This window comes from Arthrobacter sp. SPT-J7, from assembly GCF_059089965.1.
The window spans coordinates 1-13789 of sequence record NZ_JBNHFF010000067.1 but is presented as its reverse complement, the minus strand read 5'-3'; the positions used below and the strand labels follow the sequence as shown (position 1 = coordinate 13789).

Below are 13789 nucleotides of genomic sequence, written 5' to 3'. Positions count from 1 at the left end.
GCAACACTGACTCGTGCTGCGGGGCCTTTAATTTTTTCGGTCTCCGGTTTCCAAACGGAGCAGTTATGCAGGCAAGTGGGTGGGCGCGAACATCTTCAGGAGCGTTTCCACCACGACGACGTTGGGCCCGTCGGCTGCGAAGCCCGCCTTCAGCGCCTCCCCCACATCCTCAGGGGCCACCTTTGTGGCAGGAACACCGAACGCTTCGGCGAGCTTGACGAAGTCCGGCCGCGCAAGTTCGGTGGCGGTGGCCTTGCCGAACGCACCCACCATGTACTCGCGGAGAATGCCGTAGCCGCCGTCGTCCACAATCAGCCAGGTGACAGGCACGTTGTGCTGCTTGGCGGTGGCCAGTTCGGAGATGGAGTACATCGATGAGCCGTCGCCGGATACCGCAAGTACCCGGCCGGGCCTGCCCACCGTTTCCAGTCCCACTGCTGCGCCGATGGCGGCCGGAAAGCCGTAACCGAGCCCTCCGGCACCTTGCGCGGAGTGGAACTGGCCCTCCCGGGCATCCCAGCAGCTCCAACCCCAATAAGCGGAAATCGTCATGTCCCAGAAGGTCTGCATGTCCGCGGGGACGGCTTCGCGGATGTCGGCCATGAACTTCAGTTCCTTGCCCAGGTCCTGGGATTCCAGGCGTTCCCGGACCTTCGCCAGCGATTCCTTCACCAGGTCCTCCGGCGACATGCCGTGCCAGTTCGGCCTGGTTTCGGCATGCTCAACCACCAGCGCCTCATCCAGGGCGGCCAGGGCCTGTCCCGCGTCAGCACGGATGCCCAGCCCGGGCCGGTTGGACTCCAGGACGCGGGGTTCGGCGTCGATCTGGATGATCCTGCCGCGCGGCTCAAAGGTGAAGTAGTTGGAGGTGACCTCACCCAAGGACGAACCGATCACCACCAGGACGTCCGCGTCTTCCAGCACATCAGTCATGTGTCGGTCCTCGATCCAGGACTGCAGCGACAGCTCATGGCTCCAGGGGAAAGCGCCGTTGCCGCCCGGGGTGCAGATCACGGGGGCGCGAAGCTTTTCTGCGATGGAGAGCAGGGACTTCTCTGCCCGGCCCCGCCGGGTGCCGCCACCGGCAATGATGGCCGGACGTTCCGCGGCCCGCAGCCATTTCACCGCTTCGCGGACCAGCTCCACCCGCGGCGGATTGTCCGCCGCTTCCGCCAGCGCGTCCTCAACGGGAGGCACCATGATCGGGTCCAGCAACACGTTCTGCGGGATTTCGATCCACACCGGCCCCTGCGGGGATGAGATGGCTTCGGTCCAGGCGTCCTGGATGGCTGAGGGGATGCCCGATGCGTGCTGGATCAGCCGTTGGCTCTTGGTGACGTTGGCGGCCGACGCCTTCTGGTCATCAAGCTGGTGCAGCATGCCCTTGCGCCGGGCGCCCAGCCCCTCGAGCGGGATCTGGCTCGCCACCACCACCATGGGAACGCCGGTGGCATACGCTTCCTGCAGCCCGGCCAGGGACGTCAGTGCACCGGGGCCGGTGGACAGGAAAAGAACACCCACCTCACCGGTTGCCCGTGAATATCCGTCAGCAGCGAACGCGGAATTGTTCTCCACCCGCGACGACACGAACTGCAGGTTGCCGCGCCCCATCGCGTCAAAGAGCCCCAGCGCGTGCTGGCCCGGGATGCCAAAGACGGTTTTCGCGCCCAGGGCTTCCAACGTTTCGACAACGAGGTCCCCGCCATTGCGGGCACCTGTCCCTGCACTGTCACCTGCGGGCGCGGCGGCGGCCGTTTCCGGAACGAAATCGATCATGCGGCTACTCCTTGCCGGCTGCGGCAAAGCCCGCCGGGCGGCGGATTTCCTGGCCGAGGGCCTGGGCTGCGTAGCCCGTGGCCGCTCCAAGGCGATCCCCCGCCACGGCATTGTCTGCCATCAGGGTGACGAGTTCGAAGGCGACATGGCTTGCTGCCACACCAGTTATTTCGGCGTGGTCGTAGGCGGGGGCCACCTCTACGACGTCGGCGCCCACCAGGTTCATGCCACGGAAGCCGCGGACGATTTCCAACAGCTCCCGGCTGGTGATGCCGCCCGCTTCGGGAGTGCCGGTGCCCGGGGCATGGGCCGGGTCCAGGACGTCGATATCCACCGAGATATACAGGGGGCGGTTTCCGATCCGGTCCCTCACCTTGGCCACCGTCTCCAGGACGCCCTGGTAGTAGACGTCAGCGGAGGTGACGATGCCGAACCCAAAGCGGTGGTCGTCGTCGAGATCCTTTTTGCCGTAAAGGGGCCCGCGGGTGCCGATGTGGCTGATGGCTTCCGTGTCCAGGATGCCCTCCTCGACCGCACGGCGGAACGGCGTGCCATGGGTGTATTCGGCGCCGAAGTAGGTGTCCCACGTGTCCAGGTGCGCGTCGAAGTGCAGCATGGCGATAGGTTCGCCGGCACGCTCGGCGGCGGCGCGGAGCAGGGGCAGCGCGATGGTGTGGTCACCGCCCAGGGTCACCAGCTTGCTGCCGCCGGCGGTGAGGTCGAGCGCGTTCTGCTGGACGGTCTCGATGGCCTCGTTGATGTTGAAGGGGTTGACCGCCATGTCACCGGCGTCGGCCACCTGGATGTTTTCGAAGGGGCTCACGTCCCAGGCAGGGTTATAGGGGCGCAGCAGCCGGCTGGCTTCACGGACGTGGTTAGCGCCGAAGCGGGCGCCAGGGCGGTAGGAGACGCCGGAGTCGAAGGGAACGCCCACCACCGTGACATCCGCCTTTTCCACCTGGTCCAAGCGCGGAAGGCGGGCATAGGTGGCAGCCCCGGCGTAACGGGGAATACGGGATGAATCGATGGGGCCAAGGTTGCCGTTGGCTTCGATGCGCAGCTCTTCCAATGGAGGCCTCTCCTTCGAGGAGTTGAGGGACTGATGTGACTGTCATCATACAGCTTGTTTCCCTATGTGCACCAGCTGTTTACTTTTGAGGCTTTTCGAGGGCGCAGCTCGTCCGGTCAGGTGCGGGATGGGGGCAGGAGGCGCTTTGGGTCAGCGGCTGGCAGCAGGGACCAGGACCCAGAGGACTTCCACCGGCTGGTCCGTGGGATTGACCCACGTGTGCGGCTCCCGGCCAGGGAAGGTCACGGTATCCCCGGCACTGAGGTCGTATTCTTCGTTGGTGAGGATCAGCCTGATATTGCCCTTAATGACATGGAGGACGTCCACGTCGCAGTCCACGGCGTAGAGCTCCGTCTCGCCGCGGCCGTGAGGCTCAATGCAGGCCTGGATGATCTGGATGCGCCGCTCCGAGCGGGCCGTGAGCAGGCGCTCCACGATCCCCTGGCCGCCGAGCGAAATCCGCGGCCCGTCATTGCGCTTGGTCAGGTGGGTCTCCGGAGCAGCAAAGAGCTCTCCGATGGAAATTGAGAGGACTTGGCAAAGCGTCACGAGGGAAGCCACGGAAGGCGAGGTCAGATCGCGCTCCACCCGGCTGAGGAATCCTTTGGTCAGCCCGGTGGCGTCAGCTACCTGCTCAATGGTTAGCCGCTGGGACTGCCGCGCGGCCCGGATCCTGGAGCCGATGGCAACGGGTACGTTACTCGGCTCAACTGGCAGTGCCTTCATCTGCGTACCTTTCATGGCCGGCCGCCCGGCCCCACTCTGGAGCAATACTAATGGCCAGCCGCTTCTGTGACGCCTGCGTGGCGTGCGTGGCTGGGTGGGGCGCCATCCCCTTGACTGTTACCACGGTCACAGCCTACTCTTTGGAAAACAATTGTTGCCTACGAGGCAATATCTGAGAACCTACTCTCGCCAAACCCCTCGTGCACAATTTTTGGCTTCCCCTTCAATTCCGGCGACCACCCCGGCTGCCAGACAGCTCCAAGGAGTCCAACGTGGACGCAAATGTCATCAACATCGCCATCGTGGTGGTGTACCTTCTCGCCATGCTGGCATTCGGCTGGTGGGGCAAATCCCGTACCAAGAACAACAGCGATTTCCTAGTCGCCGGCCGTCGCCTTGGCCCCTTCCTTTACACCGGGACCATGGCCGCCGTCGTCCTGGGCGGCGCCTCCACAGTCGGCGGCGTGGGACTCGGCTACAAGTTCGGCATTTCAGGCATGTGGCTGGTCGTCGCCATCGGCGCCGGCGTCCTGCTCCTCAGCCTGCTGTTCGCCGGGACCATCCAGAAGCTGAAGATCTACACCGTCTCGCAGATGCTTACCCTCCGCTATGGGAGCAGGGCCACCGAGGCATCAGGCATCGTGATGCTCGCCTACACGCTGATGCTCTGCGCCACGTCCACCGGCGCTTACGCCACCATCTTCGTAGTGCTCTTCGACTGGGACCGAGCACTGGCCATCGCCGTCGGGGGCGCCATTGTGCTGGTCTACTCCACGGTGGGCGGCATGTGGTCCATCACCCTGGCGGACCAGGTGCAGTTCATCATCAAGACTGTTGGCATCTTCTTCCTGATGCTCCCCTTTACCCTCAACGCCGCGGGCGGCATCGACGGCATCCGCAGCCGGGTTGACGAGAGCTTCTTTCAGATCGACGGCATCGGCCTGCAGACCATCATCACCTACTTCGTGGTGTACACCCTCGGACTGCTGATCGGCCAGGACATCTGGCAGCGCGTCTTCACAGCCAAGACGGCCACAGTGGCCCGGTGGGGCGGCGCCACTGCCGGCATTTACTGCATCCTGTACGGTGTTGCCGGCGCGCTGATCGGCATGGGCGCCAGCGTGGCACTGTCAAACATGGAGATTGCTGCCAAGGACGACGTCTACGCCGAAGTGGCCCAGACCCTGCTGCCCGTCGGCATCGGCGGACTGGTCCTGGCTGCCGCTGTGGCTGCCATGATGTCCACAGCTTCAGGCGCCCTCATCGCCGCAGCAACCGTTGCCCGTGCCGACGTCCTGCCGTTTGTGGCCAGCTGGTTCGGCAAGACCATCAACACGGAGGACACGGACAACCCCGAGCACGACGTCAAGGCAAACCGCATTTGGGTCCTGTCCCTGGGCATCATCGCCATCATTATCGCGATCATCACCAAGGACGTGGTCGCGGCCCTCACCATCGCGTACGACATCCTGGTGGGCGGCCTCCTCGTGGCCATCCTCGGCGGCCTGGTCTGGAAGCGCGGCACCGGGGTTGCCGCGGCCGCCTCCATGGCTGTGGGCTCAGTAGTCACGCTGGGCACCATGATCATCCTGGAAATCAACGCCAAAGCGCCGCTGGACGGCATCTACGCTAATGAACCGATTTACTACGGCTTACTCGCCTCCGCCGTGGTGTACATCGCGGTCTCCCTGCTGACCAAGCCCACCGACCCCCAGGTGATGCGCAACTGGCAGCGCCGCGTGGCCGGGCAGGAAGCCGCGGAGGCTCCAGCGGAACGGGTTTCCGCCCCGTAGCAGCAGCTTCGGCTGCCCGTACGACGGCGGCACCTCCCCTTCGCATTCCAGCCAAGGGAGGTGCCGCCGTCGTTTGTCCTATTCCGTCTCGCGTTCCGTATCGCGGACCTCGTCCGGGTCCAGCGGGACCGGGCGGTCCTCGGCGTCGATGACTATCGGGGCCGGCTGTACTACCGGTTCCTCTTCGTCCAGGAGGTCATCCTCGGTGTCCCAGTCGTCCTCATTGACGGGTGCATCCTCTGCGTAGTCGTAAGCGGGGTCCGCTTCGACGGCTTCCAGGTGCGGCATGTCCGCGTGCGGTCCGGTGGTGCTCATCATTCAACCTCCGTTTGTTCGCCTGACGTGCTCTTACAGTGAGGGCGCTGGCGTGCGCCACAGTTTCATCACAGCACCGCCGGGAGCCGTGGTCAAGGGTGCGCTGCTTGCACGAAATACCTCCGGAAGCCCGCTTTTTAAGGCTCACCGAAACTCCGGAGTGAGGGAAGCCAGCTGAAAAACCGCGGATTTGCGCGGTAAGCTGGCGGTGCAATGGGGCCGAACCATGCCCATCCAGTCCAGGAGTTTCCGTGTCCCAGCACGCCGATCCAGATCACCACCGCGGCTCCCCTGCAGGGTCCCTTCCCTCGGATTCCGTCCCCTCGGTTTCCGCTTCGTCACTGCCTGCCGCGGCAGCCCGGCCCGTAGCCCAGCCCACTTCCGCGGACATCCGGCGCTGGCGCCAGTACCTGGCGGACGAGCGCGCCGAGGCCGCCGTCTACCGGGACCTGGCGCAGAACCGGCAGGGTGAAGAACGCGACATCCTGCTGGCCCTGGCTGAAGCAGAGGGACGGCACGAGGCCCACTGGTTGGGCCTCCTCGGCGAACACGCGGGCAAGGCCCGCCCCGCGTCAATCCGGAGCCAGCTGCTCGGCTTCCTGGCGCGCCACTTCGGTTCCGTCTTTGTCCTGGCGCTGGCGCAGCGGGCAGAAGGCCGCTCCCCCTACGCCAAGGATCCCAACGCCACTGACGCCATGGCTGCCGACGAGCAGATCCACGAGGAAGTGGTGCGGGGACTGGCCACCCGCGGCCGCAACCGGCTGGCAGGCACCTTCCGCGCCGCCGTCTTCGGTGCAAACGACGGCCTGGTCAGCAACCTTTCCCTGGTGATGGGCATGGCAGCATCGGGCGTGGCCAGCAGCGTGGTGCTGCTCAGCGGCATTGCCGGGCTGCTGGCTGGTGCAATGTCCATGGGAGCCGGCGAATTTATCTCGGTCCGCTCCCAACGCGAGCTCCTGGCAGCCACCCGCCCCACGCAGGTCACCCTGGCAGCCGCCCCGAAGCTGGACATCGAGCACAACGAACTGCTGCTTGTCTATCTGGCCAGGGGAATGTCCCAGGAAGCGGCGCAGCACCGCGTCGCCGAACGGATGGGCCTTCTGTCCTGCGACTGCGACCCCAGCCTGTCCCTGCAGCCGGAGCTCCCCAAGGCCGAGGACCAGCACGAGGCGGTGGGCACCGCCTGGGGCGCAGCGCTGTCCAGCTTCTGTTTCTTTGCTTCAGGCGCCATCGTCCCCATCCTCCCGTTCCTGTTCGGACTGACCGGAGTGGCTGCCCTGGTGGTGGCGGGCGTACTCGTGGGCCTCGCCCTGCTGGTGACAGGCGGCATTGTGGGCCTGCTCTCCGGCACTTCGCCGCTGACCCGCGGCCTGCGGCAACTCGCCATCGGCCTGGGTGCCGCCGCCGTCACGTACCTGTTGGGTCTGGTCTTCGGCACTGTCGTCCACTAGCAGCAGGGTTTCGGATTGCCTCGATGCCCGCGTTGGTCCGGGTCCCGGCGGGCAGGGTCTCGGCGGGCAGAGTCTCGGCGGGCAGGGTGCCGGCGGGCCCCAAGCCGGGACTGCCGGGGAGGCCGGAGCACAACCCCTGCCCAGTGCCGAAAGGACCTCTAGCAGCCCTATCCACGCCGGCTTCCCGGCTGGCCGCGAAGGAGGGCCACTGCCTCATCCACAGTGTCCACCAGGAAGATACGTTCCTCCATGGGCCTGCCGTTGGCGAGGCTGCGGAGCATGGGCCACGCCGGATACCGGTGTTCCCAATGCTGCCTGCCCACCAGCACCATGGGGGTGATTTTTTCGTGGGCGCCGTAGTAGTTTTCGCAGGCGTCCTGGAAAATTTCCTGCACCGTCCCTGCGGCTCCCGGCAGGAAGATGATGCCGCCCTGGCAGAGCTCAAGCAGAATGGCTTCTCGGATGGCGTTGGCGAAGTACTTCGCGATGTGCGTGGCAAAGTAGTTGGGCGGCTCGTGGCCGTAGTACCAGGTGGGGATGCCAAGGGACGGTGTTCCGCCCGGATAGCCTGCGACGACGGCAGCCGCAGCCCGCGCCCACGCGGACACCGAGGGACGGAACCCCGGGACGGAGGCGAGGCCCGCCAGTGCAGCTTGCAGACCGCCGTCGTCCGCCTTGCTCAGGTAGGCGCCCAGGTTGGCGGCCTCCATTGCTCCCGGCCCGCCGCCCGTGGCGACCACATGACCGTCCCTGGCCAGCAGCCTGCCCAGCTGTGCGGCCTGGGCGTAGTCCGCACTCCCCCGCTGTGCAGCATGCCCGCCCATCACACCCACCACCGACCGGCCGGAGAAGAACCCGGAATGGAGCGCTTCATCCAGCGCTTCGCCGATGGCGTGGTCGTGCAGCGCCGACGCGAGGGTGGCATCCAGCCGGTGCCGTTGCCCCGGCTGGATGCTCCACTGGTAAATGCGTGCGTCCGGAAGTTCCTCGTAGGGGGCTTCGGCGAGGCCGGCGTATAGCTCTGCCGGCGAGTACAAACTGCCCCGGTATGGGTTGAAGGGGACTGCCTCCAGGCGTGGAAAGATCAGGGCGCCGCGGCGCCGGAGGCTGTCCTCCATCCCCTCGTCGAAGGTGCAGCCAAGGAAGATGGCTCCTTCTACATTTACCCGTTCGAGGGCCGGGGCACGGCCCCGAAGGTCGAGCGACTGTGCGTGCCAACCTTTCAGGTCCGCACTGCCTGCGCTGATCAGGCGTTCAAAGATGGCGAGGTCGTCTATGTCGAGGCTGTGGGGGCTGGGGCCAAGGTTTCCGGAGAGGTTCACGCGTTCCTTCCTGTCACGCTGCTGATCCACCGAGCGTAGGGCAGCATGCACGGCGACGCTCTTAGGCCCGGGGGCATTTTGGTCAGGAGTGCGCAGAACATGGAGAACTCCGTGAATTCAGCCCGTAATCATAAGCAGAACCCTTGACCGACATGGAGTGCCTGCTACGATCGGAGTGGGACTATGTCCTGTCAAGCAAACATATAGCGGCAAAGCGGCCGTCCGCGGTTTAAGCCCCCTGGGTTGGAACCGCAACAAGGAACAGGAACTAACCGTGGTGAACAATCTGGGTCTCAGTATCGACCGGTCCTCTCCGGTCCCCCTGTACCACCAGATCGTGCAGGGCATAGAAGCCGCCATCTACAGCGGCGTATTGGAACCGGGAAGCCGCCTCGACAATGAGATTGACCTGGCGGCGCAGCTGAACCTCTCCCGCCCCACCATGCGTAAGGCCATGGACGAACTCGTCCGTTCCGGGCTGCTGGTCCGGAAGCGCGGCGTGGGAACCCAGGTGGTATCCAGCCAGGTGCGTCGACCGCTGGAACTCTCAAGCCTCCACGACGATCTCACCAACAACGGCAAAAAACCCACCACTGAAGTCTTAAGCTTCTCCCATATTGAGGCGGACGAAGCAACGCTGGCAACGCTTCAGCTGCCGGCGGGTTCGAAGGTCTACCACTTCACCCGGTTACGAAAGGTGGGCGGCAAACCGCTGGCCCTCATGGAGAACTGGGTCCGCGACGACATCGCCGACATGGACGAGGCAATGCTGGCAGCGGAGGGTCTCTATGCCATCCTTCGCCGCGGCGGCGTCAACTTCCGGTTGGCCAACCAGCGGATTGGCGCAATGATCGCCAATGAGTACCAGGCCAGCATGCTGGACACCCCGGCTGGTTCGGCCCTGGTCACCATGGAACGCACGGCCACGGATGACACCGGCCGACGGGTGGAAACCGGCCACCACGTCTACCGCGCCGATTCGTACAGCTTCGAAATGACACTCGTACAGCGCTAACGCAAGGAGCCATATTCATGACTAACTGGGTCTACCCCCTGGGCACTGCAGCCGACGGCAAATGGGACGTCTCGATCGGAACGGCCGATTCATCCCTCACCGTGGACGGCTGGGCGCACACGGGCCTGAAGGTGGCCACCCTCGCCGCAGGGGCCGACGTCGTACTTCCGGCCGCCGGCGAGGAACGCATTGTGGTCCCCCTTAGCGGATCCTTCACAGTGGCTGTGGACGGGACGGGCTACGAACTGAACGGACGCGCCACCGTGTTTGAAGGCCCCAGCGACGTCCTGTATTCGGGAACCGGGAAGGCGGTAACCATCAGTTCCGCCGACGGCGGCCGGGTAGCAGTTGCCACCGCACCTGCACACGCCTCCTATCCGACCCGTCTGGTGACGGCGGCCGAGACGCCCGTGGAACTGCGCGGGGCCGGCAACTGCTCCCGCCAGGTTCACAACTTCGGTACTCCCGCCGCGTTGGAAGCAGACCGTTTTATTGTCTGCGAGGTCCTCACCCCGGCCGGAAACTGGTCATCCTATCCACCGCACAAGCACGACGAGGAGAAGGACGGCGAGACGCACCTCGAGGAGATCTACTACTTCGAGACCCAGGTTGCGGCCGGTTCCGCGGCGCCCGCCGACGCCGATGCCATCGGCTACCAGCGGGTCTACGCCTCCGACGATCGCCCCATCGACGTCTCGGCCGAAGTCCGTACGGGCGACGTGGTCCTGGTTCCCTACGGCTGGCACGGCCCCGCAATGGCGGCACCAGGCTACGACCTGTATTACCTTAACGTGATGGCAGGCCCCGGCCCTGTCCGCGAGTGGCTTATCAGCGATGACCCGCACCACGGCTGGGTCCGCCAGAGCTGGGATGGCCAGAACCTTGACCCGCGGCTGCCGTTCGGCGCCTGAACCCTTTCCCTCGGTGGCATAGGGGAGCCCTGTGAAGCAGGCTTCCCCATCGCGCGGCCGCCCCTTCTGGTCCGCCGCTCATGGATCCCACCGTTTTGGTGCCGCTCACAGCACTTGGCTGGCCACGGCTCCTGCAACCCGCACCGGAAGGCCGCTGGCCAGGGACTCCTGGGCGGCATCGGCCACGCGGGAGGCGGCCACAGCGTCCTCGGGGGTACAGGGGTTGTCCCGCTGGCCCAGAACAAGCTCAACGAAGGCCGCCATCTCGGAACGGTAGGCCTGGTCGAAGCGCTCGGCAAACGTCCTGTGCGGCTCACCTGAAGGAAAGGCGACACCGGGTTCAGCCGATGATAAGGCAGTATTCTCGTCCAAACCCACCACAAGCGACCGGCTGGACCCTTGGATTTCCAGCCGCACATCGTGGCCCGCCCCGTTGTACCGTGTCGCCGAGACCGTGCCTACCGTCCCGTCGTCGAAAGACACCAAGACCAGCGCAGTATCCACATCCCCTGCTTCGCCGATAGCCGGGTCCCCGTTGTTCGAACCCTTGGCGTAGACCTCGACGATTTCGTGGCCAGTCAGCCAGCGCAGGATGTCGAAGTCATGGACCGAGCAGTCACGGAAAAGCCCACCGGACGTTGCAAGGAACTCTACCGGCGGTGGGGCCATGTCGCAGGTAACCGCACGCAGGGAGTGGATCCACCCCAACTCGCCGGCCTGGTAAGCCCGCCGTGCCTCAAGGTAACCGGCATCGAAACGGCGCTGGTGGCCAATCTGGACCACGCCGTTCTTGTCCTGGATGTAGTCCAGCACCGGCAGGGCGTCCGCAACGTTCATAGCCACCGGTTTCTCACAGAAGACGGGGACGCCGGCGTCCACCCCCGCCTTGATCAGTTCGGGGTGGGTGACGGTGCCGGTGGCCACCACCAAGCCATCAACGCCCGAGGCTAGCAATGCATCAGTGGATGAGAGGTACTCGGCGCCCAAGCCGGCCGCCACGCTCCGGGCATGCTCTTCGGACACGTCCGTGAGGCGGAGTTTCACGGTGATTCCCCTCGGATTCAGCGCTCCGTTGAGTGCAGCGATGTTCTTGGCGTGCATCTGGCCAATCCGGCCCACGCCAACCAGGCCCAGTGTTACGTCTTTGATGGTTTGTCCTCCGCATAGACAGTGAAGGCTGTCCGGAAAGCGTCGAGGGCTGCGATGCTGTCATCCTTCGCCCACGCCTCCATCCCGACGGTGCCTTCATAGCCTGCCTCGGCAAGGGCCCGGGCCACAGCTGCATAATTGATTTCCCCCGTGCCCGGTTCGCAGCGTCCGGGAACGTCCGCCACCTGGACTTCACCGATGTGCGGCAGGGCCGACCTCACCAGTTCGATAAGATTCCCCTCCCCCAGCTGCGCGTGATAGAGATCCAGCATCAGTTTGGCGTTCGAGTGCCCGGCGGCCTCAACCAAGGCGAGGGCGTCCTTGGCCCGTGCCAGCGGAATACCGGGATGGTCGACGATGGTGTTCAGGTTTTCCAGGCAGAACGTCACACCATGCTGTTCGCCCAGGCGGCCCAGCCGTTGGAGGGTACGCGCGCCGGTAGCCCACATACGGCCGGAGGAACGGTAGACGGGGCGGGCGGCCTGCCCCTGCACCAGTTCCGCGGGGTGGACCACCATGCGGCTTACGCCGAGCTCAAGGGCCGTGGGGATCAGTGATTCAGCTGTCCGCACCACGTCATCGGCTGTGTCCGGATCCACCAGGCTGCCTGACGTGTAGCCGGTCATGGAGGAGAAGACGGCTCCTGTCGCCGCCAGCGCCTGGATGTCCTTGTCCCGGGTATCCCACAGCTCCACGTCGAATCCCGCCTCGTGGATCCGCCGTACCCGTTCCACGATCGGAAGGTCCAGAAAGACCATTTCCGCGCAGACCGCCAGCCGCATCAGACGTTCGCTTTCTCGGTGACTGCAACCGGGGCACCGCGTTTAACCGATTCAATGCAGGCCAGAGCGATGGCCAGGGCACGGCGGGCGTCGGCGGCGCCAGGCATGAGGGTGACATCGGACGACGGCGAGGGCCCGCCGTCGCGCTTTGCCCGCACCGCCGAGGCAAAGTCGGCGAGTTCGTCCGTGTAGGCCTGGCGGAACAGCTCGACGTTGAGGCGTGGCGTGTCCGCTGAGAGTCCCTCGGCGGTATAGCGCCTGGCCGCGGTTTCGGTGGCCCTGCCGGCCTGGACCATGCCTTTGGAGCCGAAGACTTCACCGCGAATGTCGTACCCATACAGTGCACTGAAGTTCGCTTCGGCCACCGCCACGGCACGATTGCTGTACCGGATGGTCACTACAGCAGTGTCAAGGAAACCCTGATCGCGCAGAGACGGTTCCACCAGTGCATCCGCCACGGCATACACCTCTACGGGTTCTGCCCCCTCGTTGAACCAGTTAAGGGTGTCGAAGTCATGGATGAGCGTTTCCAGGAAGATGGTCCATGCCGGGACTCTGGAGGCATTGGCGATGCTCCCGGTCCCGGGATCGCGGGTCAGCGACCGCAGGAGTTGGGGGGTTCCAGCAACTCCGGCGGCGAGGTCTTTTTTCGCTGCCCGGAAGTCGTCGGCATACCGACGGTTGAATCCAACTTGGAACAGGACGCCGGCCTCGTCCACGGCCGCGAGCGCTGCGTCGAGTTCCGCCAGGGATTGACCGGCCGGTTTCTCGCAGAAAACGTGCTTTCCGGCGGCGGCGGCCTGGACAATCAGCGGTGAGTGGAACCGTGCCGGGCTGGCTATGATTACGGCATCAACCTCCGGATCGGCGAAGATGTCGTCTGCACTGGCCGTCACCTTGGCGGTACCCAGTTCCAGTGCAAGGTTCCGGGCGGATTCGGTGTCAGGGTCCGCAATTGCGGTCAGGACCGCACCGGGGAGGCGTCGGGCAACGCTCTCAGCGTGGAATGCACCCATCCAGCCAGAGCCGATGAGTCCGATCCGTACAGGTACGGGCGCTGCCGAGGTGTGCTGGGAGATGTAAGCCAAAGGCTCGTCCTTTCGATGGTGCGTGCAGGTGCGCATCGTGGTGGAAATCGTGGGGCTTAGAGGCCAGTTCTTTGTAGCTGCCTTAGGTTGGGCGACGCAGAGGCTCAAAGGTGCCGTGGGCTGCTTTCCATCACTGGGTCCGCGGTGTGGGCAACGCCAGAAACTTCGGCTTGGACTTCCTTGACAACGTCACCGTGTCCGCCGAGCTGTTCGAGTTCGTGGGCGAGTTCGGCAAGTTCTGCGCCGCCGGCCATTTGGGCGGTGAGCTCATCGAGGGTGATGTCTTTTTTGTCGTAGTAGCCGATGGATTTGCCCCGTTTGAGGAGCAGGAACCGGTCTCCGACAGGGAAGGCGTGGTGCGGGTTGTGGGTAATGAAGATGACGCCGAGTCC

At 64.9% G+C, this 13789-nt stretch carries 12 protein-coding genes and 1 pseudogene; 4 read left to right on the top strand and 9 right to left on the bottom strand.

Going from position 1 to position 13789, the window contains the following annotated elements; translation table 11 throughout:
- Window positions 1–63: 63 nt before the first annotated feature.
- The 3 genes from AC5RWX_RS22970 to AC5RWX_RS22960 all read right to left on the bottom strand — a co-directional run bounded on the left by AC5RWX_RS22970 (window position 64) and on the right by AC5RWX_RS22960 (window position 3571).
- On the bottom strand, window positions 64–1776 hold the full coding sequence (locus AC5RWX_RS22970) for a thiamine pyrophosphate-binding protein (protein ID WP_494098608.1): 1713 nt from the start codon (window positions 1774–1776) through the stop codon (window positions 64–66).
- A 4-nt stretch (window positions 1777–1780) separates the two neighbouring features.
- The gene (gene speB, locus AC5RWX_RS22965) at window positions 1781–2845 is read right to left on the bottom strand and encodes an agmatinase (RefSeq protein ID WP_494098607.1); all 1065 of its coding nucleotides are present in this window, start codon (window positions 2843–2845) and stop codon (window positions 1781–1783) included.
- 150 nt (window positions 2846–2995) lie between these two features.
- On the bottom strand, window positions 2996–3571 hold the full coding sequence (locus AC5RWX_RS22960; protein ID WP_494098606.1) for a cupin domain-containing protein: 576 nt from the start codon (window positions 3569–3571) through the stop codon (window positions 2996–2998).
- 272 nt (window positions 3572–3843) lie between these two features.
- On the opposite strand from AC5RWX_RS22960, the gene AC5RWX_RS22955 reads away from it, so the two are divergent.
- Window positions 3844–5364 (top strand): sodium:solute symporter family protein, encoded by a 1521-nt coding sequence (locus tag AC5RWX_RS22955; RefSeq protein ID WP_494098605.1) that lies wholly within the window; start codon window positions 3844–3846, stop codon window positions 5362–5364.
- A 78-nt stretch (window positions 5365–5442) separates the two neighbouring features.
- On the opposite strand, the gene AC5RWX_RS22950 is transcribed toward AC5RWX_RS22955, so the two are convergent.
- Window positions 5443–5679, bottom strand: coding sequence for a hypothetical protein (locus AC5RWX_RS22950; protein WP_494098604.1), 237 nt, complete (start codon window positions 5677–5679; stop codon window positions 5443–5445).
- A 251-nt stretch (window positions 5680–5930) separates the two neighbouring features.
- Between AC5RWX_RS22950 and AC5RWX_RS22945 the strand changes: the two genes are divergently transcribed.
- Window positions 5931–7130: a VIT1/CCC1 transporter family protein gene (locus tag AC5RWX_RS22945; RefSeq protein WP_494098603.1), complete on the top strand. Its 1200-nt coding sequence runs from the start codon at window positions 5931–5933 to the stop codon at window positions 7128–7130.
- A gap of 167 nt (window positions 7131–7297) precedes the next feature.
- On the opposite strand, the gene AC5RWX_RS22940 is transcribed toward AC5RWX_RS22945, so the two are convergent.
- Entirely contained in the window at window positions 7298–8452 is a 1155-nt protein-coding gene (locus AC5RWX_RS22940; protein WP_494098602.1) for an LOG family protein, read from the bottom strand.
- A 274-nt stretch (window positions 8453–8726) separates the two neighbouring features.
- Between AC5RWX_RS22940 and AC5RWX_RS22935 the strand changes: the two genes are divergently transcribed.
- Together AC5RWX_RS22935 and iolB are read left to right on the top strand one after the other, a co-directional pair.
- Entirely contained in the window at window positions 8727–9467 is a 741-nt protein-coding gene (locus AC5RWX_RS22935; protein WP_494098601.1) for a GntR family transcriptional regulator, read from the top strand.
- Window positions 9468–9484: 17 nt separating this feature from the next.
- Window positions 9485–10378, top strand: coding sequence for a 5-deoxy-glucuronate isomerase (iolB, locus tag AC5RWX_RS22930; protein WP_494098600.1), 894 nt, complete (start codon window positions 9485–9487; stop codon window positions 10376–10378).
- Between the two features lie 105 nt (window positions 10379–10483).
- Here iolB and AC5RWX_RS22925 read toward each other — a convergent pair whose 3' ends face one another.
- The 4 genes and pseudogenes from AC5RWX_RS22925 to AC5RWX_RS22910 form a co-directional block, all read right to left on the bottom strand.
- Window positions 10484–11527, bottom strand: coding sequence for a Gfo/Idh/MocA family oxidoreductase (locus AC5RWX_RS22925; protein WP_494098609.1), 1044 nt, complete (start codon window positions 11525–11527; stop codon window positions 10484–10486).
- The gene (locus AC5RWX_RS22920) at window positions 11515–12309 is read right to left on the bottom strand and encodes a TIM barrel protein (protein WP_494098599.1); all 795 of its coding nucleotides are present in this window, start codon (window positions 12307–12309) and stop codon (window positions 11515–11517) included. Before AC5RWX_RS22920 ends, AC5RWX_RS22925 begins: the two co-directional genes overlap by 13 nt.
- On the bottom strand, window positions 12309–13397 hold the full coding sequence (locus tag AC5RWX_RS22915; RefSeq protein WP_494098598.1) for a Gfo/Idh/MocA family oxidoreductase: 1089 nt from the start codon (window positions 13395–13397) through the stop codon (window positions 12309–12311). The genes AC5RWX_RS22920 and AC5RWX_RS22915 overlap by 1 nt, the downstream gene beginning before the upstream one ends.
- Before the next feature lie 104 nt (window positions 13398–13501).
- Window positions 13502–13789: pseudogene (locus AC5RWX_RS22910) on the bottom strand (sugar ABC transporter ATP-binding protein); the annotation flags it as partial.

What these genes read in the sequence shown, in the direction of transcription:
- AC5RWX_RS22970 (WP_494098608.1), bottom strand. Translation starts at nt 1,776, where the DNA reads ATGATCGATTTCGTTCCGGAAACGGCCGCCGCCGCGCCCGCAGGTGAC.
- AC5RWX_RS22960 (WP_494098606.1), bottom strand. Translation starts at nt 3,571, where the DNA reads ATGAAGGCACTGCCAGTTGAGCCGAGTAACGTACCCGTTGCCATCGGC.
- AC5RWX_RS22950 (WP_494098604.1), bottom strand. Translation starts at nt 5,679, where the DNA reads ATGAGCACCACCGGACCGCACGCGGACATGCCGCACCTGGAAGCCGTC.
- iolB (WP_494098600.1), top strand. Translation starts at nt 9,485, where the DNA reads ATGACTAACTGGGTCTACCCCCTGGGCACTGCAGCCGACGGCAAATGG.
- AC5RWX_RS22920 (WP_494098599.1), bottom strand. Translation starts at nt 12,309, where the DNA reads ATGCGGCTGGCGGTCTGCGCGGAAATGGTCTTTCTGGACCTTCCGATC.